Origin of the sequence: Binatus sp. (SeqCode) (assembly GCF_035272065.1) — a bacterium.
GTDB lineage: Bacteria > Desulfobacterota > Binatia > Binatales > Binataceae > Binatus.
In genome coordinates, this window is record NZ_DATEQZ010000009.1 from 1 (window position 1) to 20616 (window position 20616).

22 protein-coding genes, 1 tRNA gene and 1 pseudogene are annotated in these 20616 nt (G+C 62.3%); 11 read left to right on the forward strand and 13 right to left on the reverse strand.

Annotated elements, in window-relative coordinates:
- The 7 genes from VJX68_RS01200 to VJX68_RS01230 form a co-directional block, all read right to left on the reverse strand.
- Window positions 1-327, reverse strand: a 327-nt coding sequence (locus tag VJX68_RS01200; RefSeq protein WP_324093810.1) for an iron-sulfur cluster assembly scaffold protein, incomplete at its 3' end; no start/stop codon positions are given.
- A gap of 79 nt (window positions 328-406) precedes the next feature.
- A complete protein-coding gene (locus VJX68_RS01205; RefSeq protein WP_324093811.1) occupies window positions 407-1624 on the reverse strand; it encodes an IscS subfamily cysteine desulfurase in 1218 nt (405 codons plus the stop codon).
- A gap of 191 nt (window positions 1625-1815) precedes the next feature.
- The gene (locus VJX68_RS01210) at window positions 1816-2301 is read right to left on the reverse strand and encodes a GNAT family N-acetyltransferase (protein ID WP_324093812.1); all 486 of its coding nucleotides are present in this window, start codon (window positions 2299-2301) and stop codon (window positions 1816-1818) included.
- A gap of 180 nt (window positions 2302-2481) precedes the next feature.
- Window positions 2482-2787: a hypothetical protein gene (locus VJX68_RS01215; RefSeq protein WP_324093813.1), complete on the reverse strand. Its 306-nt coding sequence runs from the start codon at window positions 2785-2787 to the stop codon at window positions 2482-2484.
- Window positions 2788-2793: 6 nt separating this feature from the next.
- Window positions 2794-3735 carry a protein translocase subunit SecF gene (gene secF, locus VJX68_RS01220; RefSeq protein ID WP_324093814.1) on the reverse strand — a complete coding sequence of 314 codons (942 nt, stop codon included), beginning with the start codon at window positions 3733-3735 and terminating at the stop codon, window positions 2794-2796.
- Between the two features lie 41 nt (window positions 3736-3776).
- Window positions 3777-4211 carry a hypothetical protein gene (locus tag VJX68_RS01225; protein ID WP_324093815.1) on the reverse strand — a complete coding sequence of 145 codons (435 nt, stop codon included), beginning with the start codon at window positions 4209-4211 and terminating at the stop codon, window positions 3777-3779.
- A 23-nt stretch (window positions 4212-4234) separates the two neighbouring features.
- Window positions 4235-4405 (reverse strand): hypothetical protein, encoded by a 171-nt coding sequence (locus tag VJX68_RS01230; RefSeq protein ID WP_324093816.1) that lies wholly within the window; start codon window positions 4403-4405, stop codon window positions 4235-4237.
- A gap of 276 nt (window positions 4406-4681) precedes the next feature.
- Here VJX68_RS01230 and VJX68_RS01235 point away from each other — a divergent pair, with 276 nt between their 5' ends.
- Complete coding sequence (locus VJX68_RS01235; RefSeq protein ID WP_324093817.1) at window positions 4682-5545, forward strand: tRNA (adenine-N1)-methyltransferase; 864 nt, start codon at window positions 4682-4684, stop codon at window positions 5543-5545.
- Here VJX68_RS01235 and VJX68_RS01240 read toward each other — a convergent pair.
- The 3 genes from VJX68_RS01240 to VJX68_RS01250 form a co-directional block, all read right to left on the reverse strand.
- Window positions 5542-6903: a Kelch repeat-containing protein gene (locus tag VJX68_RS01240; protein WP_324093818.1), complete on the reverse strand. Its 1362-nt coding sequence runs from the start codon at window positions 6901-6903 to the stop codon at window positions 5542-5544. The genes VJX68_RS01235 and VJX68_RS01240 overlap by 4 nt on opposite strands.
- Window positions 6904-7056: 153 nt before the next feature.
- Window positions 7057-9435 carry a PBP1A family penicillin-binding protein gene (locus VJX68_RS01245; RefSeq protein ID WP_324093819.1) on the reverse strand — a complete coding sequence of 793 codons (2379 nt, stop codon included), beginning with the start codon at window positions 9433-9435 and terminating at the stop codon, window positions 7057-7059.
- Window positions 9436-9579: 144 nt separating this feature from the next.
- Window positions 9580-10062: an adenosine-specific kinase gene (locus VJX68_RS01250; RefSeq protein ID WP_324093820.1), complete on the reverse strand. Its 483-nt coding sequence runs from the start codon at window positions 10060-10062 to the stop codon at window positions 9580-9582.
- Between the two features lie 84 nt (window positions 10063-10146).
- Here VJX68_RS01250 and VJX68_RS01255 point away from each other — a divergent pair, with 84 nt between their 5' ends.
- Both VJX68_RS01255 and VJX68_RS01260 read left to right on the forward strand, forming a co-directional pair.
- The gene (locus VJX68_RS01255; protein ID WP_324093821.1) at window positions 10147-10686 is read left to right on the forward strand and encodes a hypothetical protein; all 540 of its coding nucleotides are present in this window, start codon (window positions 10147-10149) and stop codon (window positions 10684-10686) included.
- Window positions 10687-10778: 92 nt separating this feature from the next.
- Window positions 10779-11246, forward strand: a complete 468-nt coding sequence (locus VJX68_RS01260) for a hypothetical protein (RefSeq protein WP_324093822.1) — start codon at window positions 10779-10781, stop codon at window positions 11244-11246.
- Here VJX68_RS01260 and VJX68_RS01265 read toward each other — a convergent pair whose 3' ends face one another.
- The 3 genes and pseudogenes from VJX68_RS01265 to VJX68_RS01275 all read right to left on the reverse strand — a co-directional run bounded on the left by VJX68_RS01265 (window position 11247) and on the right by VJX68_RS01275 (window position 13672).
- Complete coding sequence (locus VJX68_RS01265) at window positions 11247-11555, reverse strand: hypothetical protein (protein ID WP_324093823.1); 309 nt, start codon at window positions 11553-11555, stop codon at window positions 11247-11249.
- Between the two features lie 2 nt (window positions 11556-11557).
- Window positions 11558-12313: a sugar phosphate nucleotidyltransferase gene (locus VJX68_RS01270; protein WP_324093824.1), complete on the reverse strand. Its 756-nt coding sequence runs from the start codon at window positions 12311-12313 to the stop codon at window positions 11558-11560.
- A gap of 4 nt (window positions 12314-12317) precedes the next feature.
- A pseudogene (locus tag VJX68_RS01275) lies at window positions 12318-13672 on the reverse strand (phosphomannomutase/phosphoglucomutase).
- Between the two features lie 47 nt (window positions 13673-13719).
- On the opposite strand from VJX68_RS01275, the gene VJX68_RS01280 reads away from it, so the two are divergent.
- The 8 genes from VJX68_RS01280 to VJX68_RS01315 all read left to right on the forward strand — a co-directional run bounded on the left by VJX68_RS01280 (window position 13720) and on the right by VJX68_RS01315 (window position 20570).
- Entirely contained in the window at window positions 13720-14457 is a 738-nt protein-coding gene (locus tag VJX68_RS01280) for an SDR family NAD(P)-dependent oxidoreductase (protein WP_324093825.1), read from the forward strand.
- 26 nt (window positions 14458-14483) lie between these two features.
- Window positions 14484-15365: a CPBP family intramembrane glutamic endopeptidase gene (locus VJX68_RS01285; RefSeq protein ID WP_324093826.1), complete on the forward strand. Its 882-nt coding sequence runs from the start codon at window positions 14484-14486 to the stop codon at window positions 15363-15365.
- Window positions 15366-15511: 146 nt separating this feature from the next.
- Window positions 15512-15589 (forward strand) — tRNA-Asp (locus tag VJX68_RS01290).
- Between the two features lie 26 nt (window positions 15590-15615).
- On the forward strand, window positions 15616-16062 hold the full coding sequence (gene rplM, locus VJX68_RS01295) for a 50S ribosomal protein L13 (protein WP_324093827.1): 447 nt from the start codon (window positions 15616-15618) through the stop codon (window positions 16060-16062).
- Window positions 16063-16099: 37 nt separating this feature from the next.
- Window positions 16100-16498, forward strand: a complete 399-nt coding sequence (gene rpsI, locus VJX68_RS01300; RefSeq protein WP_324093828.1) for a 30S ribosomal protein S9 — start codon at window positions 16100-16102, stop codon at window positions 16496-16498.
- 250 nt (window positions 16499-16748) lie between these two features.
- The gene (locus tag VJX68_RS01305) at window positions 16749-17459 is read left to right on the forward strand and encodes a FecR family protein (protein ID WP_324093829.1); all 711 of its coding nucleotides are present in this window, start codon (window positions 16749-16751) and stop codon (window positions 17457-17459) included.
- A 15-nt stretch (window positions 17460-17474) separates the two neighbouring features.
- Window positions 17475-18245 carry a hypothetical protein gene (locus tag VJX68_RS01310; RefSeq protein WP_324093830.1) on the forward strand — a complete coding sequence of 257 codons (771 nt, stop codon included), beginning with the start codon at window positions 17475-17477 and terminating at the stop codon, window positions 18243-18245.
- Window positions 18246-18353: 108 nt separating this feature from the next.
- Window positions 18354-20570 (forward strand): CHASE2 domain-containing protein, encoded by a 2217-nt coding sequence (locus VJX68_RS01315; RefSeq protein WP_324093831.1) that lies wholly within the window; start codon window positions 18354-18356, stop codon window positions 20568-20570.
- Window positions 20571-20616: the final 46 nt, after the last annotated feature.

Consider the following 20616-nt stretch of genomic DNA (forward strand, 5'->3'; position numbering starts at 1 on the left):
CAGCACCGAGCAATGAATCTTGACGGGAGGCAGATTGAGTTCCTTGACGATGACGGTGTTCTTAATCGTCATCGCCTCCTCGATATGCTTGCCCTTGACTAGTTCGGTGACGTAGCTCGAACTTGCGATCGCACTGCCGCATCCGAAGGTCTTAAAGCGCGCATCCTCGATCACACCGGTGTCGCTGATCTTCAGTTGCAGCTTCATCACGTCGCCGCATTCCGGCGCGCCGACGACGCCCGTGCCGACACCCGGCTCGTCCTTGGCGAAGCTGCCAACGTTGCGCGGATTGTTGTAGTGCTCGATTACCTTATCCGAGTAAGCCATGGTTTTTTCCTATTTCAATGTATCCTGATGATACGCTTGGTTCGCTTTCCTTGACGGCGCGCGTCGATAGAGCGTCGTGTTACGACTTCCAATTGACCGACTTGAGATCGATTCCTTCTTTCGCCATCTCGTACAGCGGCGACATTTCGCGCAGCCGCTTCACTTCCTTGCTGACCCTGTCCGTCACGTAATCGACTTCTTCCAGCGTGTTGAAGCGGCCTAGGCCGAAACGAATCGAGCTGTGCGCAAGTTCGTCGTCGATACCCAGCGCACGAATTACATACGACGGCTCGAGCGTCGCCGACGTGCACGCGGAGCCCGAGCTGACGGCGATATCGTTGATACCCATCAGCAGCGACTCGCCTTCGACGTACGCGAAGCTCACGTTGAGGTTGCCGGGGAGCCGCTCGGTAGGATGACCGTTGACGTAAATCTCGTCGAGGCGCTCGAACAGTCCAGCCTGCAGCTGACTGCGCAACTGGATCAGACGCTGCGCTTCGTCAGGCATTTCCCTGCCGGCGATTTCGCACGCCGCGCCCAGCCCGACTATTCCCGGCACGTTGAGCGTGCCGGAGCGCATCCCGCGCTCATGCCCGCCGCCATCCATCTGCGGAGTCAGGCGGACGCGCGGTCCCTTCGAGCGGACATAGAGCGCGCCGATTCCTTTGGGCCCGTAAATCTTGTGCGCAGTGATCGACGCGAGATCGACGCCCGCCTTCTCGAAATCAACCGGCACCTTGCCAATCGCCTGGACCGCATCGCAATGAAAGACAATGCCTTTTTCTTTCGCGATCTTGCCGATCTCGGCAATCGGATGAATCGTGCCGATCTCATTGTTGGCCCACATGATCGTGATGAGCACGGTCTTGTCGGTGATCGCGCGGCGCACCGCGTCGGGATCGACCATTCCGTACTTGTCGACCGGGAGATACGTGACCGTGGCTTTACCTGCACGTTCGAGCGCGCGGCAACTGTCGAGGACGGCCTTGTGCTCGGTGACGCAACTGATGATGTGGTTGCCCTTGTCTCTGTAAAACTCGGCGACGCCCTTGATTGCGAGGTTGTCGGACTCGGTGGCGCCGCTGGTGAAAATAATCTCCTTGGACTTGGCGCCGATCAGCGCCGCGATCTGGTTGCGCGAGCGATCGACGGCCTCTTCCGCCTCCCAGCCGAAGCTGTGGTTGCGGCTGGCGGCGTTGCCGAACTTCTCGGTGAAGTATGGCAGCATCGCATCGAGCACGCGCGAATCGACGCGCGTGGTCGCATGATTGTCCATGTAAACGGGCTTCTTCAGCATTTTCTTCAGTGTCTATTCAAGCACGATCGTAATAGTGGACCTGCTGGGTATAGTATAAGGCTTCCCCGGAGACTGTCAAACGGAAATTAGCCTCATCGGAATACTGGACTCAATCAGTCTAGTAGGGCGATTACGCCCATCTGTCAAGGACAATATGAGCCTTACCGACCGGTCAAACAAGAGCTATCAAGCTATTTCGGGCGCGGTTTCAGGTCCATGCGGCGCTCTTCGCGCCAGTCACCGAAGCCTAGGCGATGCCATGCTGTGGCGCCCACCCAGTTGCGATGCAGAACGCTGAGCGTGATGACTGTGATGTCCGCGTCGCGGAACCATTCGTAGGCTTCCTCCAGCATCGGCTTCATTAGGCCGCATCCGCGGAAGTTCTCGTCCATAAAAGCTTGGCTGATGTAGCCGATGGATTGGGGAAGCGCGCCGTCGGCCTGATGCTTGAGGCGAATCCAGAGATGACCGACCAGGCGCACGTCGGAACTGGCAACCCAGACGGCGTGATGCGCGCGATTGAGCACGAGCCTCAGCCAGTTGGGCGCGTCGCGGATGCCGTCCCAATCGAATTGCACGCGCGGGTCGAGCGACTGCTCCCATGCGGCGAGCGCGGCGACGAGCCGCGAGAGTTCGGGGATGTCGGCTTCGGTGGCGCGGCGGATTTCAATTGCCATCGCGAGAGTTATAGCGCGATCTAGAGTGCGGGGAGAAATCACTTGATTGTGAAACCCGCCTGGGTTTCACGCTTCCTTGGGCAGGGGTGACCCCTGCACCCGGTACAAAAGATGAGGATGCGGGACTTCGTCCCTGTTGGAAGTAGTTTGGGGGGAGAAGAGATGGGGCGTTGGCGCTGGCTAGGCGAACGGGCCTGGGCGTGCGGCGTCGAAAGAGATTTCGAATAGCTTGCGCTCGGTGCGGATTGATTTCAGTGCGGCTTCACGGGTTTGCTCGAATTCGCGCTCTAGCCATGGCGAGATTCGCTCGATCAGTTTTTCAGGAGAGTCGGTAGCGCCGATCAACGCGTTTGCGATGCGGAACCTGAGCGCGACCTTCTCGATTCCGTCGGCGCGCTCGAGGCTTAGCGTCAGCACGACCGCATCCTCAGTCCGCTCCAGCGGCCGAGCGATCGCGATCGCGTAAATGCCGCGGGCGGTGTTCAACGAAAATCAGGCGGCGCGAGAGGAACCGGCGCCCTTCTGTGTGCGGCCGGCGCCGCCTTCCCAGAACAGCACCACCGGCCCGGCGATGTAGATCGAGGAATACGTGCCGGTGATGAAACCGATCAGCAGCGTGAACGCCGACGGGCGCAGGATCGGGCCGCCGAACGCGAGCAGCGAGAGCAGCACGACGATTGCCGTGCCGGAAGTCAGGATGGTGCGCGAGAGAGTCTCGTTGATCGCGCGATTCATAATCGATGCGATCGGCTCGCGCCGGCGCTTGGTCGAATCCTCGCGGATACGGTCCGAGACGATGATCGTGTCATGCACCGAGTAGCCGATAACCGTCAGCACCGCGGCCAGTGTCGTCAAATCGAACTGGTACTGGCTGATCACGAGCGCGCACATCACGACCAGCACGTCGTGTATGAGCGCAATCACGGCGCCCGCGCCAAAGCTCCAGCTCACGTGGCGGAACTGGATCGCAATGTAAACGCCCATGAAGATGGTCGCGATGATGACCGCGGCGAAGCCCTTGCGGCGGAGGTCGCTGCCGACCTTGGCGCCGACGCTCTCGACCCGCACCACCTTCGCGACGCCGGGGCCATAGGCCTTGTCGAGCGCGGTCTCGAGCTTGGGCCCGATGCTGCCGATGTTCTTGATCGTTTCGAAGCGCGCCAGGAACGACTGCCCCGCCTTGCCGAAGTCCTGCACCGTAATTTCGCCGAGATCGAGCGGCGCGAGCGCCTTTTGAATCGCGTCGCCATTGGTGCGGCTGGTGAATTCGATTTGCGCGACGCTGCCGCCGACAAAGTCGACGCCGTAGTTGAGGCCCTTGGTGAAGAGCAGCACGATCGCCAGGATGTTGATCGCGGTCGAGAGTGCGACGAAGAAATAACGCTTCCCGACGAAATCGAGATTGATGTCGGGACGGATGAGCTGTAAAGGCATCGGCCCTGTTTAGCTTTTCGCTGTCACGCGCACAAGCACGGTCAGCTCGCGGCCGCGCGCTTGCGCCTGGATTTTGCCGGCCGCCGCGACGAGCCACCGGTTTCCTTGGCCGCAGCGGTCGCGGCCGCGGCGGCGTGGCTGGCGGCAGCCTGGGCCTTGGCGCATGCGCCGCACAGGTTGTTCTGATTAGCCGGGTCTTCGGCGAAGCCGTCGTCAAGCGAGTGACATACTTTCATGCACGACGCGCAAATGAAGTAGATGCCCTCGATGGTCTTGTTGATTCGTTCGCGATTCAGAATTCTGCCGCGCAGCTTCTCGATGCGGATGCCGAGCAGCTCACCGTATTGGCGCTTGATTTTTCGTCGGCCGGCTTCGTCCTTGGGAAGGTCGGCATCTTCGTCGGCCTCATCCGCCATATCGCCGAACGAGGCGTACTTGTCACGCTTGGAGGTCTTGCTCTTGCGCGCTCGGCCCATCGCGAATACCCCCCCGTGCCCGCTTAGCGCGTGCGTCCGACGAAGCCGCAGGCCTTCTCGCAGACGAGGTAGAAGCCCTTGCGGCCGAAGCCGGCGAACTTGGTCACCTTGCTCTCGGCGCCGCAACTGGGACAGATGTGTTTCTGCTGGAGGCCGACGTTTTTCTCGGCGGTTTTAGCTTTTTTCTCTGCCATGACGTGGAATGCTCTCGAGTTGGATTAACGGTTCGCAGATTTTGATTTGGAATCGGATCAACGATTACGCAAAACGACCCGGCCACTGGATGCTACCATCTGACCGGGTGCATTCTCAAAGGTAAGGTCGCAGGGTTGCATAGTCAATAGGCGGTCGCGGGGGAAGGGCAAATCACTTGATTGAACTTGAAACCCACCTGGGTTTCACTTTCAATTTTGTGAATCGTGCGACCGCGTGTTGCCCGCGCGCTCGATGCGTGCAAGCGTTGAAGCATCTTGGACTCGCGACTCAAAGAAAACGATGCCGTAATTTTTATCGATCGCAAGGGGCGCCGCTACATGAAGATGCTGCGGGCGGGCAAAAAACTGCTCATCCGCGGCGAACTGCGCGCCGACGATTTGTTCGGCGTCGAAGAAGGGTCGCACGTCAAGTTCTCGACCGGCGAGGCATTCCTGGTGCTGCGGCCGACCTACGCCGACCTGATTCCGCATCTGCCGCGCGCGTCGCAGGTGATTTATCCCAAGGACACCGGGCCGCTGCTGATTTGGGGCGACGTGTTTCCGGGCGCAACGGTGATCGAAGGCGGCACGGGCGCGGGCGCGTTCACGATTGCGCTGCTGCGAGCGGTGGGTCCGGCGGGGCGCGTGATCTCGTACGAGTTGCGGGAGGATTTCGCCGACGCCGCGCGCAAGAACGTCGCCGCATTTTTCGGCGACGCGCCGAACTGGACGATCAAGGTGCACGACATCTACGCGGGCTTCGACGAAACCGGCGTCGATCGGATGTTCCTGGATCTCGCAGAGCCGGGGCGCGCGATCGGCGTTGCGGCGGCTGCGCTTCGGCCCGGCGCCGTGCTGGTCTGTTACGTGCCTACGGCGGTGCAGCTCAAGGACACGGTCGAGGCGATTCAGGCGCGCAGCGATTTCGGCGAGATCGAAAGCTTCGAGACGCTGCTGCGGCATTGGCAGGTAAAGGGGATGAGCGTGCGGCCGCATTTCAGGATGATCGCGCACTCGGCGTTTATCATCGTGTCACGCAAGCTGGCCGCTGACGCGTCGCGTCCGCACGAGACTTTCGTGGCCACCGACTCGACTGAAGCCGACGGCATTGAACCGGATGCCGACGAGCCGTTCGATTAATGAAGTAGCGTTGCCGTGTGGAGAGCGCGCGCGGTGGCCATCGAGCCCGTCGCGCTGAAGCTGCCGCCGTCCGCGGGATTGAACAACTCCGCGCTGCTGAGAGATCTGCCGTGGGCGGCGGGATCGGCGCCGCCGATTCCACCGGCGATCAGCACGCGATGAGGCGTCGGGCCAGTCGCGAGCAGCGTTGCCGTATGCGCCGCGCGCGCGACGCTCATCGATTGATTACATCGCAGCGTTTCGCTGTTGAATCCGCTGACGCAAGTGAAATCGCCGGTGTTCGGATCGAACGTCTCGGCCGAGTTGCTGATCAATCCCGACGCGCCTGAGAGCACGCCGCCCGAGACTGCCACAGTGCCGCTGAATCCTCCCGCGAGCAGCACGATCCCGTTGTCTAGCAGCGTGGCGGTGTGGAGAGAGCGCGGCTCGTTCATGAAGCTCGAGAGCAGAGTGAATTCTTGCGAGGCGGGATCGTAAAGCTCGGCGCTGCTGTCCTTGAAAAAAAAGCTCGAGCCGCCGACGCCGCCGGTAATCAGCACCTTGCCGACCATCGGGCCGGTATTGAACAGCGTCGCGGTGTGCGCGGCGCGCTGGTGGTCCATCGGGAAGGTCGCCGCGGTGAACGAGTTCGATGCCGGATCGTAAATGTCGGCGGAGTTGGTCGTGTCGCCGGACATATTGGTCGCGCCGCCTGTTAGCAGGACTTTGCCGCTGAGCAGCAGGATGGCAGTGTGAAACATTCGGCGGTCGCTCATCGCGTTGGCGACGGCGGTGAACTTGTGCGCGGCGGGATCGTACAGCTCCGCGGTATCGAGGACGTTGCCGAGATTGTCGAGACCGCCGACGACGAGGACCTTGCCGTTGTTCAACTCAGTCGCGGTGAAACCCATCCGCGGCGTGGCCATCCTGCCCGCGGGCGAGAATGCGCCGGTTGTCTCGTCGAATATTTCCGCGCCGCTCAACACGTTGCCTTCGAGCGTGAGCGAAAAATTCTTGATCGTGGCGCCGCCGCTGAAGCCGCCCGCGAACAGCGCCTGGGTCGCCGAAAGGGCAGCCGCCGATGCGCTCGCGCGACTCAACGCTGCGATTCCCGTCGCGACGAACTGTCCCGACGACGGATCGAAAAACTCCGCGGTCGCGAGGCTTCGATTCGAAGCGTCGGCGCCGCCCGCGATCAACACGTCACCCGCGGCGGGAATCGCCGCTTTGACGCTGTGTGTAGCGATCTGACGGCGTACAGCGGCGCCAGAATCCTCCGCAGATCCGCGTTGGGACGGCGATTCGATACTAACGCCGTTGACGCATCCGCTGGCCGTGAGCAGGCCGACGAGTCCCGCGACGCTCAACGCTGCGAGCACGATTCGCGCCCCTAGGAGGCGGTTATTGGGATACTTCTGCAAACGAGCTCGGCTCCAAAGCTCATTGTACGGGATTGCACGCGCGGGGATTAGACGAATTTCGGGCGAAATAGTTTCAGATCAAAAATTCCGCGATCGAGACGCTAGTACGAATTAGTGCAAAAAAATCCCCTTAAAAAATTTTCCGACTGCGTCAAAAACGTCGGATGACGACGGGCTCGCTGAGGCGACCGGCGCAGGTGGTGCGAATGGCGGCGCTGGTGGGATCGTCGTTGACACTGGCGCGGGCGCCGGCGCGCTCGCGAACATTCCGCCGTGCAGCGTACACATCTGCGTCGGCTCGGTGCCGATCAGGAATGGCAGCGCGACCTGCTTGGGGCACGACGGGGTCGCAAGGCCGCCCGAGTCAGGATCGATCGTCGCCATCGTGATGCCCGACGGCTCAGGGAAGTCCTCGGGATCTGCCGGCGCCGCGTCCTGCATGAACTGAACCCAGGCCGGCAGCGCCGCCTGCGCACCCGTCAGGCCAAGACTCTCGGGCTCATCGAAGCCGACCCAGACGCCGCAAACAATTGCCGGCGTGTAGCCGATGAAGTACGCGTCCTTGTAGTCCTGCGTCGTGCCGGTCTTGCCCGCCGCCGGAAAATCGAGGCCGAGGCGGCCCGCGCTCGCGCCGGTTCCGTAGCGCAGAACGGCTTTGAGTGCGCCCGTGATCAGATACGCGACGGCGGGACGAATCACGCGATTCTCTTCGTCCTCGTGATGGTAAATCTGATGGCCCTTCGCATCGACGACCGCTTCGACCGCGTACGGCGGCGATTGCAAACCCTCGGTCGCAAAAACCTGGTACGCGGAAGTGAGCTCGAGCAGCGTGGTCTCGTCGGCGCCGATCGAAATCGGCAGCACCGCGGGAAGATCTTCGTGGATGCCCATCTCGTGCGCGGTCTTCACAATCGTCGCGGGGCCGAGATTGTTGCCGACGTATGCGGTCGGCACGTTGAGCGACTCGTACAGCGCCCGTACGACGGTCACTTGCGGTTGATAGGTGCGCTCGTAGTTCGCGGGCGTCCATCCGTTGTACGTCATCGGCTCGTCGGGCAGCGTGGACGCGAGCGTGAGCGGCGGCGAGAAGGGAGCGCGGTCGGGATCGAGCGCCGCGAGGTAAACAATCGGCTTGAACGCCGACCCGGGCTGGCGCTGCGCGTTCGCCGCGCGATTAAACTGGCTCTCGGAGTAATCGCGCCCGCCAACCATCGCGCGAATCGCTCCGCTGTCGGCGTCGAGCGCGACCAGCGAGGTCTGCAGCTTCTCGTCGGTCTTCGTGCGACGCAGGCGGCGATGGTTCTTTTCGAGCTGCGCGATATTGTCCGTGACCGCGTCGACGGCGTCGCTCTGAAGTTCGGTGTCGAGCGTCGTGTAAACCTTGAGGCCTTCGAGATGGCCGTCGAAGCCGGGAATCTTGGTCACAAACGCGGTCACATAGTCGGTGAAGTACGGCGCGCGGCGCAGTCCCGGCGGCTTGGTGATTTGAATCGGCGTCGCGACGGCCGCGGCGTAGGTAGCGTCGTCGATCGCGCCCGCCCGTTTCATCACGCCGAGCACGACGTCGCGCCGCTTGCGGCAGGTATCGGGATGACGGCGCGGATCGTACAGCGTCGGCGCCTGGATCATCCCGATCAGCGTCGCCGCTTCCGCCGGCGTCACCTCAGCCAGGTCCTTGTTGAAAAAATATCGCGCCGCCTGCGGCATCCCTTCGATTGGCGTGCCCTCGTACTCGCCCATCGGCACGTCGTTGATGTAGCGCTCGAGGATTTCGTCCTTCCTCAGCCGAATCTCGAGCACCGCGGCGACCGCCAGCTCGCGGAACTTGCGGCTGAAGCTGCGCTCGTGGCGTTCCATAAACGTTCGCGCGAGTTGCTGCGTGAGCGTGCTGGCGCCCTGCGCGAGGCGATGCGCGCGCAAATCGGAAATCACAGCCTCGACGATTCGGATCGGATCGATTCCCGGATGGTAGTAGAAAAAACGATCCTCGTTGGCGAGCAGTCCCTTGACCAGGTACGGCTTCAGCTCGGCCAGTTGCACCTCGACGCGTTCGGCGGGCGCGCCGGGCAGAAGGCGGCCGATCACTTCAGGCTCGAGCATCGCGTCGGACTTGGCGACCCCGAACGAGTCGCCGACGACCGCGATTCGCGTGCCGTCGAGGCCGACACGCACCATCTCGGCCGGATACTGCTTCGCGCCAACATAAAAGGAGCGTAGGTAAATCGCGATTGCGTTCTTCGCCCTGGTATATTCTCCGGGAGTATTGGCCGACGCCACCTGCGAATAACTCAACTGCGCCAGCCGATCCAGCAGGCCACTGCGATCGAGGTCGTCGCCGGCGCGGATTGGAAACGGTGCGGAGAAAATCGCGGAGGTCAGCGCGGCGCGGCGCTGCTCGATCAGCGCGGAAATCTCGCCGTACAGCTGCGCGAGATAAAATCCGAGCGCGAAGAATACGAGCAGGAATCCGCCGGCGGCGAGATTTCGCACGCGCCATCCGCGTATTCGCCACTCACGGCGTTTCTTTTTCGCCGGATTTGCTTTTGCTTTCGTTGGCGCCTGCCGTCCACCGCCCATCAGCGTCAATGCCTCAGCTACAAGGTTAGCCCCGTCTCGACGCCTGATCCATCTAAGTCATTTTTTGTAGCCGAATCGGCGCAGCATCGCGTGCCGCTCCGCCTGATCGCTCGCGCCCTCGACGCCCTTGGGCGAACTGCCGTCGATCACTCCGACGACGCCACGCCCGTCTCCTTCTTCTACGACAACCACGCGCAGCGGATTCGCCGTCGCGCAAAAGACCGTGCAGACTTCAGTGACCGACTTGATTTGATTGAGCACGTTGACCGGAAAAGCGTTGCCGAGAATCACGACGAACACGTGCCCTGCACCAATCGCCGCCGCCGCTTCGACCGCCGACTGCTCCAGCGCCGGCTCGGTGCCCGTATGTCGAATCAGGCATGGCCCCGACGCCTCGCAGAACGCCAGCCCGAACTTGATCCCCGGCACCGCCTGCACTAGGGCCTCGTAAACGTCTTCAACAGTTTTAATGAAGTGCGACTGGCCGACGATCACGTTGGCGTCGGCGGGTTTCGCGATTTCGACAATACTCAGTTGCATAGTGCTTGCCCCTTGTGACTATTGCGCGGATGATACTTGCGTGGATGCGGCGCCGGAAGTGAGTATCCGGCAATGGAGGCTGTGGTGGCTAGCGGCCTGACACTTCGCACGAGTTCCGAGACGCGGCTGCCGTCGTATTTCTATCGGCTCTCGTCGCGCGCACAGCGGACTTACCTGAAGAGCGACAGCGTCGAGCGTTTCGATTTTGTGCCCAACATTGCCGCGCGCAACTCGCTTGACGCCCTGATGCGCGTGCTCGAGTCCGGCCACCTCGCCGCTACCGCCACCTGCGCGCGCGCGCTGACCGCCGAGATTTGCCGGGGCCTTGCGACTTCCCCCGTCATCGTCGAGGTCCGCGGCGTGCGCCCTCGCAACACGCGCGGCGAGCTGCATGGGCTGTTCTATCCTTACGATCCGCGGATGCGCAGGCAGCCGTATATCGTGCTCTGGATGCGCACGGCGCAGCGCCACGACGTCGTCAAGCCGAAGACCTTTGTGCGAACCTTGATGCATGAAATCGGGCATTACCTGGATTACTCTCTGCTGCGGCTCGAGGATTCATACCACACGCAAGGATTCTTCAAGCGCGAATCGTCGCTGGTGCGCGCGCTGTTCAACTCCTAGCGCTCCCTTGACAGCGGCATATTCGATGCCGATAGCTATTGTCGCGATGCGCCACGCGTCTACATAACAACAACGGGCGTCGGGTGGGGGAGATGGCTACTGGCATGGGATTTTTGCAGAGATTTTTTACACCGGCATCGGCGCGAGCGGAACTGCTCGAGGAACTGGCTGTAATCGCCGGCCACAACCAGGGGCTCGTCGAACGCCTGAGGCGCCACGCCGCGCTCACGGGTGCGAGTATCAAGCCGGGGGTCGAGGCGCTCGCAGAGGCGGAAGCCGCGCACGTCAAGGTGCTCAACTCCATTCTCGCCGACCACAATGTCTGGGCGAAGCTGCCGGAGCCCGCGCTGCATGACGGCTCGAACAACTGGGCGCGGCTCAGCGGCGACCTGGCAGTGCTGGCCGGGCTAGCGTCCGATCTGCGACTCAACGCGATGAAATGGGAATCGGTCGACGAGGAGATCGTCGGCAAACTGCGTCAACTGGCGATTGAAGATGATGATCACGAAAGCGAACTCCGCAAACTGGCGACGAAGTGCGACGCCCTCGCGCTCGATTGACTACAAGTAGCGTTTCAGGCCGCGCCGCTCGAGCTCCTTGGTGACCCGCCCGACTTGCGGCGACATCTCGCGATGCGCAATCAGGATCGCATCGCCCGTATCCACGACGATCAGATCGCGTACACCGAACAGCACCATCAAGCGCGAATCCGGATACGCGAGCACCCGCTCCGAGTCGAGTGCGATTGCGTTGCCGCGAATCACGTTGTCGTCCACGCCACCGACCGCGTCCCACAGCCCGTCCCACGAGCCCACGTCATGCCACGAAAATCGCGCGCGCACGCCGAGCACGTTGGCGCTCTTCTCCATGATCACGCGGTCGAACGAATCGTACCGCAGCCTGCCGTAAGCGCGGGCGAGTTTCGTCCGCGGTGTCCGCGCGAGCTTTTCCGCCGCGATGCCGAGCGCGGGGCTATGTGCCGCGAATTCCCGCGCGAGCGTCCGCGTGGACGCCACGAACATCGAGGCGTTCCACAAGTAGCGCCCGCTGCGACCATCCGGCGAGCCGTTGCGAGTGGCGGCTTCTCGACGAACTTCTCGATTCGGAATCCGGGGCCGACTTTTGCGCCGATCTTCTGATAACCGTAGCCGGTCTCGGGCCGCGTCGGTGGAATTCCGATCGCAACGATCGAGTCGTTCGCCGCGGCCAGGCCGATCGCGTCGGCGAGCGTGCGGCGATACTGCTCGGCGGTCGCGATGTAGTGATCGGCCGCGACTGAAGCGATGACTCCGTCGCCGAGCCTGCGCTTGATAATCGCGGCGCCGTAAGCGATCGCCACCGCGGTGCCGCGCGCATCCGGCTCAACGATTAAATTCTGCGACGGAATCAGGCCGCGGATCGCACGCCGAAACGGCGCCTGATGCGCCGCCGCCGCCAGCACGAAAATTCGCTCGCGCGGAACGAGTGGTAGGTGACGCGCGATCGTGTCGGCCAACAGGCTGGTCTTGCCGTCGATGGAAAAGAGCGGCTTGGGCTTTGCCTCGCGGCTCGCGGGCCAGAAGCGCGTGCCGCGGCCGCCCGCGATTATCAGGACCGACGCGCGATGCAGGGCGGAACTTCGAGCCATCGGGTCAGAGCGCGCCGGGTTCGCGCAGTTTGCCGTCGAACAGCGCGCGAATTTCGGCCAGGCGTTTTTCGCTGGTCGTCTCGAAACGCATCACCAGCGCCGGCTGCGTGTTCGACGCGCGCACGAGGCCCCATCCGTCCGCAAAATTCACGCGCACGCCGTCGATGTCGATAACTTCGTAGTGCTTGCGGAAAAATTCCGCTGCGCGCCGCACCACTTCGAATTTTCGATCGTCGGGACAATCGACGCGAATCTCCGGCGTGAAATGGCTCGCGGGAAGATCGGCCAGGATCGCACCGAGACCGCGCCCCTCGCGGCTCAAAATTTCCAGCAGGCGGAACGACGCGTAGATCGCGTCGTCGAAGCCGAAGTAGCGGTCGGCGAAAAACATGTGCCCGCTCATCTCGCCTGCCAGCGCCGCGTGCTCCTCTTTCAACTTGCTTTTGATGAGCGAATGCCCCGTCTTGCACATGATCGGCCGCCCGCCGTGGCGCGCGATATCATCGTACATCCGCTTCGAGCATTTCACGTCGCCGATAATCGTAGCTCCGGGAAGCTCGCGCAAAATCGCCCGCGAGAACGCCACCATCAACTCGTCGCCCCACACGATCTTTCCGTTCTCGTCCACGGCACCGACGCGGTCGGCGTCGCCGTCGTACGCGATACCGATCGCCGCATGGTCTTTTTTAACCGCCGCGATGAGGTCACGCATGTTCACCTCGACCGTCGGGTCCGGGTGATGGTTCGGGAAGCGCCCGTCCATCGCGATGTAGAGCTCGGTAGTGTCGAGCCCGAGCCGCTTCATCAGCGGCGCAGCGACCACGCCGCCGCATCCGTTGCCCCCGTCCACGACGACCTTGAGGCCAGGCTTGAGCTTGAACTGCGACATGATGAAAGCGTTGTAGTCGGGAATCACCGCGCGCTCGGTCAGCGTGCCTTTCGCGCCGGTCGTGACGAAATCGCGCCGCTCGATTATTTCGCGCAGCCGCTGAATCTCCGCGCCGTAAATCGTCGTCGGCCCCACGCCCAGCTTGAAGCCGTTGTACTCGGCCGCGTTATGACTGCCGGTGATCATCACGCCGCCGTCCATCTTCCAGCTCAGCACCGAAAAATAAAGCAGAGGTGTCGGCACCACGCCGATGTCAATCACGTTGATACCGGCGCCGAGCAGGCCCTCGGCCAGCCGATCGCGCAAGTGGTCCGATGAGAGCCGGCAATCGCGGCCGAGCGTGACGTTTTTTTTCCCCGCTTGATGCAGGGCGCGGCGTAGCCGCGACCGAGATCGAACACGAACGCGTCGTCGAAATCGTCGGCGACGATGCCGCGGATGTCGTACTCGCGGAACACTTGCGAATTCATTATCGTCAGTCTGTGCGAGCGATTACGTCAGTGCAAGATGGCTGCGAATGAGCGCCCCTGAGGCATCGCAGGGCCGCGTGGCGGTCATCACGGGCGCCGGACGCGGCATCGGACGCGCGGTCGCGCTCGTGCTCGCGCGCGCCGGCTACTCGCTATGCCTCGCCGCGCGATCGCGCGACGAACTTGAGGAAACCCGCTCCCAGAGCGGTCTGTCACACGAACGCGCATTGATTGTTCTCGTTGATCTGGCCACCGAGGATGCGCCCGACCTGCTCATCGGCGCCGCGCTCGACTGCTACGGGCGAATCGACGTGCTCATCAACAACGCCGGATGGGCCCCGCCGCGAACACCGCTGCTCAAGATGCGTCCCGTCGACGTGGACCGCATGATCGCCGTGAACCTGCGCGCGCCAATCGCGCTTACGCGCCTGGCCGCCGCCGCGATGACTGCGCAAGGTGCAGGCACGATCGTCAATGTCGCATCGACGGCCGCGAGCAAGGCGCCCTCCGGCGAAGCCGTTTACGCCGCGACCAAGGCCGCGCTAATCGCATTCACGCGCGCGGCCTTCCACGAGATGCGTCTTAGCGGCCTCAAGCTCTCTGTGATAGTTCCGGGCCTTGTCGACACCGCGCTGATACCGAACAACAAGCGGCTCGCTCGCGCGGCGATGCTTTCGACGGCGGACGTCGCGCACGCCGTTATGCAAATCGTGAACTCTCCAGCCGGCGCATGCCCGGTCGAAGTGATGCTCGAACCGCAACTCGATCCGGAGCGCCCGCGCTGAGTTCCGAAGTTCACGCGCGCCAGCCGATGTCATTCACGGCGCGATTCGTGCTGGTGCTGATCGCGGGGATCGTCGTCGCCGTCATTCTCGCACCGCTCGCAGCGGTCGCAGTATCGGCTGCGGGATGGCGCTTCCCGCTTCCCCGAATCTTCGATCGCACCGTGATGGCGACGCTGCTGATCGCGATGCTGTTTGCCGCGCGCAGCTTGAATCTCGGCGCGCTGCTGAGCCGAGGCTTCGGTCATCCGCCAGCGCCGAGCATCGGACGCGCAATTCGCGGTTTCGTCGTCGCGATGCTCGCGATTGCGATTTTATTCGGACTCGCACTCAGCGTCGGCGGCGTCGGAGTCGGCGATCACGAAGCGGCCGTGGCGCTGATACCGAAATATTTTCTCTCGGCGATAGTGATCGCATTCATCGAGGAAGCATTCTTCCGCGCGTTCCTGCTCGGCGGCATGAAAACAGACTTCGGCAACCCCGTCGCGCTGATCGCAAGCGCCGCAATCTACGCCGTCGCGCATCTTGTGCGCTCTCCGGCGCGCTTCTACGTGACCGGCTACGAGCCCGCGGCCGGATTGATCACGCTCGCGCACAGCATCGACCAGTTCACCGATCCCGCGATCGCGATTCCCACGCTGATCGGCCTGTTCCTCCTGGGGATAGCGCTTGGCGAAGCGTATATCCTCACGGGCAGTGTGTATTTCTCGATCGGCCTGCACTGCGGCTTCGTGCTGGGCGCAAAGATGTGGCCGAAAATGATCCTGAACCGCGGCGCAATCCCATGGTGGATAGGAGGCGGCGGAGCGATCCCGTTAATCGGCGGAGTCGCCGCATGGACAATTGCGATAGCTATCCTGATGATGCTCCGCCCTATCACAGGTGCGCGCCGAACAGCGCCCGACTGCTAGTTCCGACGCCGACAGTGGCTTCGCATGCTTTCGGTGCGGCCTCTCCCCGATAGAGAGACGCTAGGAAGGAACCTGCTATCAGAGGGCGAGTGCGCGATGCGTTGTTGCTACGGGCGGTGGAAAATGTAACAAGAGATGGTTCGGGCGGGGTCGTAGTTCAGCCCGGTTAGAACGCCGGCCTGTCACGTCGGAAGTCGTGGGTTCAAATCCCATCGGCCCCGCCAAAATTTGACTTTTTAGAGGCATGAACTTGAAGCTGACCGAACAAACCCGCAGCATCTCGCGTGAGAGTGGACTGCGCGACCGCCAATGGGTCGTGATCGATGCAAGCGAGCGAGCGCTCGGAAGAGTCGCCTCGCGCGCGGCGAGCCTGCTGACCGGTAAGACACGGCCCGATTACACCCCCAACCAGGATACCGGCGACTTCGTCGTTATTATCAATGCCGCCAAAGTTCGCCTGACGGGATCGAAGCCGCTGAGCAAGCAGTACCATCGGCATACCGGATGGCCCGGTGGAATCCGGACGACCTCGGCGGGCAAGATGCTCGAGGCGAAACCCGAGCGGCTGCTTGAAATAGCGGTGAAGGGGATGTTGCCGAAGAGTCGGCTCGGCCATCAGATTTTCAACAAGCTTAAAGTCTATCGCGGCGCCGAGCATCCGCATGCCGCGCAGAAGCCCAAGAGCGTAAACGTATAATCAGGACCGTAAGCGTCTAACAGGTACGATCGTCACAATGGCAGAAAAGAAAAACATCATCTGGACTACGGGGCGGCGCAAGACTGCGGTGGCGCGCGTCAGGATGCTTCCCGGCAGCGGCACGATCACGGTTAACGAGCGCACACTCGAGGACTACTTCCCGCGCCCGACGTCGCGTATGCGGATACTGGAGCCGTTCGAGGCGACCGAGACCGTCGGGCAGTACGATGTGCTGGTGAGCGTCGAGGGCGGCGGAATCGCGGCGCAGGCTGACGCCGTCCGTCACGGGATTTCGCGCGCGCTGGTCAGCGCGACCGAGACGCTGCGGCCGACACTGCGCAAGGGCGGGATGCTGACGCGCGATCCTCGTGAGGTCGAGCGCAAGAAATACGGGCGTCACAAGGCGCGTAAGCGGCCGCAGTACTCCAAGCGGTAGGACGATCGAATCCGCGCGTACCACGCGTCGTGATTTCATTTTGGAACGACAGGGGCGTGAGCGCTGCTCGCGCCCTTCTTCATTTGTATCGCAATTACAAGTACTTAACGGTGGCATTTGACAAGTCCCAATCCGCACAAATACAAGGTAGGCGCTAGCGTCAAAGGACCGCCATTAGATGCGTCCAGACCGATTACATTATAGCGCCGGGGTTGCAGCGGGGTTGTTGCTCATCAGCGCGCTGTTGCTTGTGGTATCCGGGCCGGCGCTAGCGCAGACCGCCGCGGGATCTTTCCTGTCGGTGAACGGTCCGGTGCAGATTCAACGCAGCGGCGGTGCGACGATCGGAGCGGCGGCCGGCGTCGGCGTAAACGTGGGTGATCGAATCGTCACCGGCGCCAACGGTCATGCCGTCATCGTGCTCAACGACCAGAGCCGGCTCGAGCTTGGGCCCGCCAGCAGCATCACGCTCGATCAGTTCACAGTTAGCGGAGGAGCCGCAGCAACGCGCGTCAGCTTGTTTTCGGGCGTGATGCGATCGCTGGTCAACGCCGCATCGGGCGGCGCTGCGGCAGACTACCAGGTGCATACTCCGAATGCAGTCGCGGCGGTCCGCGGCACCAAGTTCGATACCGCTTACAGCGAGAATGTAATCAGGCCCGGCTACCAGGGATGCGAAAAATATACTGACGTCTCCGTGTACCAGGGGACCGTCAACCTCGCGCCTGTCGGGACTCCCAACGCGGGTGAGGATGTCCACGCGGGCTACGAAGCGACGCTGCCATGCGACAAACCTCCAACCGGTGGCGGACCGTTGTCGATGACCGGCGCAGTGTCGCTCGAAAGCGCCAACGCAGGCGGCGCAAGTTTCGCGGGAGCGGCGCCGGGATCGAGCGCCGCACCTGTGCCGGCATGTCCGGTATGCGTGAACACGACGACATCGACTGGGACGACCCGGTAGAGGAGGAGGCGAGACGTGGCGAAGAATCGAATGTCCCGGGTTTGCATCGCGCTAGCACTCGTAGTGGCGCTCAGCGCGTTCTCGATAGTTCCGGCAGCACATGCGCAATGGTTTGAAGACACTTATCCGGGATTCTTCTCACTTCAAACGCCCGGACTCCTCCAAGTGACCGGCTTCGGCGGCGGCTTCGTCAGCGACAAATACGGCGACTTGCAGGAGGGCGTGCAGGTCGAGCAAAGCGTCACGCCGTACATCGGATTCTTCGGCCGCGCGACCGGCTACCAACTGTGGATCGGCAACGGCTTCGAGAGTCCGCTGGCGCCGGGCAGCGGCAGTTTTCCGCGACTCAACTTCGGCCGCTTCCAGGGTGGCGCCGATTTCACCCTTTTCCCGGGGACGCATCTATACATCTCTGGCGGCCATGACGTGGCCGATAGCGACGCCAGCATCATCGAGGGCGATTTCTCGAGTTGGGTGTTTCTGCACAGTCAGCATCCGATAAATGGATCTTTCAGCACGATCTACGACTATCAGAACGGTGTCGAAAGCAGCGAGATCGATCTGCAGGCAATCCTGCTCTCGACCGAGAAGTACATGATCCTTGGTGGCGTCGGCGGCGCGATGTACTTCGGCGGCTTTCTGACCAACGCGCAGGGTCAGGGTGGCCCGGATCTCGGCTTTTACTATCGACCGTGGCAGCTCGGTGTGAGCGCGCAGGCGGGTTACGGCAACGCTCATCAGTACGGCCAGATCAGCATGTACAAGCAGCTAAGCTGGTTCGAGTAGGCGCGACGTTTCACGCGCATACCGCAAACATCGTGTGAGGGTGTTCGCCGCGACGGTCGGCGGGGTTAGCGGCGCCCGCGCGGGCGAGCTAAGCTCGAATCGCTAACGATGGCGAGTGCAAAAACGTCACACCGATTCTCGTGGCGCACCTTCCTGTTCGGAATCGTGCTGCTGGGATTCCTCTTCGTCGCACACGATCGCTTCCACGGCGCATTCGAGCGCATGGATCTGATCGCGTACGACCTGCGGATCAATACCGTCGCTCCGCATCCCTCCGCGGGCCTGATCGCGATCGCCACCATCGACGACCGCAGTATCGCGCAACTTGGGCAATGGCCGTGGCCGCGGATCGTGCTGGGTCGCCTGATCGATGCGCTCAAGGACTACAAAGTCAAAGTCATCGGCTTCGACGCGATCTTCAGCGAAGCCGACAAGAGCGACGTGGCGCGCGGAGATATCAGCCAGAAGCTCGCGCAACTTGGCCTTACGGGGCAGTCGATCCGCGACGTCCTCGGTCCCAGCAACGACGAGGCATTTGCGAAGGCGATGAAATCGCAGGGTCAGACCGTGCTTGGGTATGCGTTCCAGACCCACCATCTGAAGGGCCATGTTGGAGTCGCCAAAACCGCCGGCTTCCTCGACCAGATTCGACTCCCCGGCCCGCTGACCTACGGAATCATACGACAGGCTCCGGGCACGCCCCACGATTTGATCGAGGCGCGCGCGTATGAGCCGCCCACCGGACTGCTCAACGATGCGGCGCACTCGATCGGATTTTTCGATGTCGATGCGGACGCGGACGGTGAGATCCGCACCGAGATGACGGTCATCAAATTCGACGGTCATTACTGCGCACCGCTGTTTATCGGTATCGTTGACACCTTTGCCGGTGGGGCGACGATGGTATTGGGGCTCGATCAGGAAGGAGTCTCGGGCCTGTCGCTCGCTGGGGTGCGGATACCGGTCGATGACGACGGCCGGATGCTCGTGAATTTCCGCCGCGGCGCCGAGCCGTTTCCGTACTACTCGATCTCCGACATCATCAATCACAAGATTGCGCCCGAGAAACTTGCGGGCAAGATCGTCCTCGTCGGCGCGACCGCTCACGGGCTCGGCGATCGTGGCGTGACGCCCGTCAACCCCGACATGCCGCGGGTCGAGATCCACGCCAACGCGATCGACAACGTGCTGCAAGGCGACTTCCTGCGCCGCCCGATCGAAGCCCAGGAGATAGCGCTCGTGGCCACGCTCCTCATAGGCATCGCGATGTCGCTCGGCGTCGCGTGGCTGTCCGCGATGTCGTCGGCCGCGTTGGGCGTTATCCTGCTGGTCGGCTATTACGCTTACGCTCAGCACCGGCTCCTTCACGACGGTATTGTAGTCGGGATCGTGTTCCCGATGTTCGCCGCGATTCTCGTGTATATGTTCCTGGCCGGCTATCGCTACATCACCGAAGGCCGCGAGAAGCGCTACTTGCGCACTGCCTTTGAGCACTATCTGAACCCCGACGTTATTACCTCGCTGCTCGATTCGCCCGAGGGGTTGAAACTCGGCGGCGAGCGGCGCCATCTCGCGATCATGTTCGCCGATATCGTCAGCTTCACCAAGCGCGCCGAGAAGACCACGCCCGAGGACCTGCTCGCGCTGCTGAACACCTACATGACCTCGATGATCGACGTGATTTTCAAGACCGGCGGCGTGGTGGACAAGTTGATGGGCGACGGCATCATGGCGTTCTGGGGCGCGCCCAACGATCTCGAAAATCCGTCGCGCTCAGCGATCGATTGCGCGCTTAGGATGCTCGAGAATCTCCACGAGCTCCAGAAGAACGATCCGCGCTTCGCGGACCTCGATATTGGCATCGGCATTTCGACCGGCGACGTCGTGGTCGGCAACCTCGGCGGCGAAAACCGCTTCGACTACTCCGTCATCGGCGATACCGTAAACTTTGCCTCGCGGCTGGAAGGCCTTACCCGCCACTTCAAGGTGCATCTGCTGGTCAGCCGCGAGACCTACAACGAAGCCGGCGCCGGTTACATCGGGCGCGAGCTGGGGCTGGTGAAGGTCAAGGGCAAACAGCTCTTCGTGCCGATCGTGCACGTCGCCGGACGCGAAAACGACAGCGTCGATCCTACGTTCTATCGCCACTTTGGCGACGCGCTCACGATGATTCGTGCGGGCGACAGTTTTTCCGCGCGCCAGGAGCTCGAGCGGCTCGGCGAGACGCGCCCCGATGACACTCCCGTCCAGATTTACCTGGAAAAACTCGCCGCCGACCCCGAGCATCCGCCGACCGAGATGGTTTTCGAGTTCGAGACCAAGTAGCCCCAACTGGCTCGGCGTACGCAATCGTGATACTTGAATTTCTTCG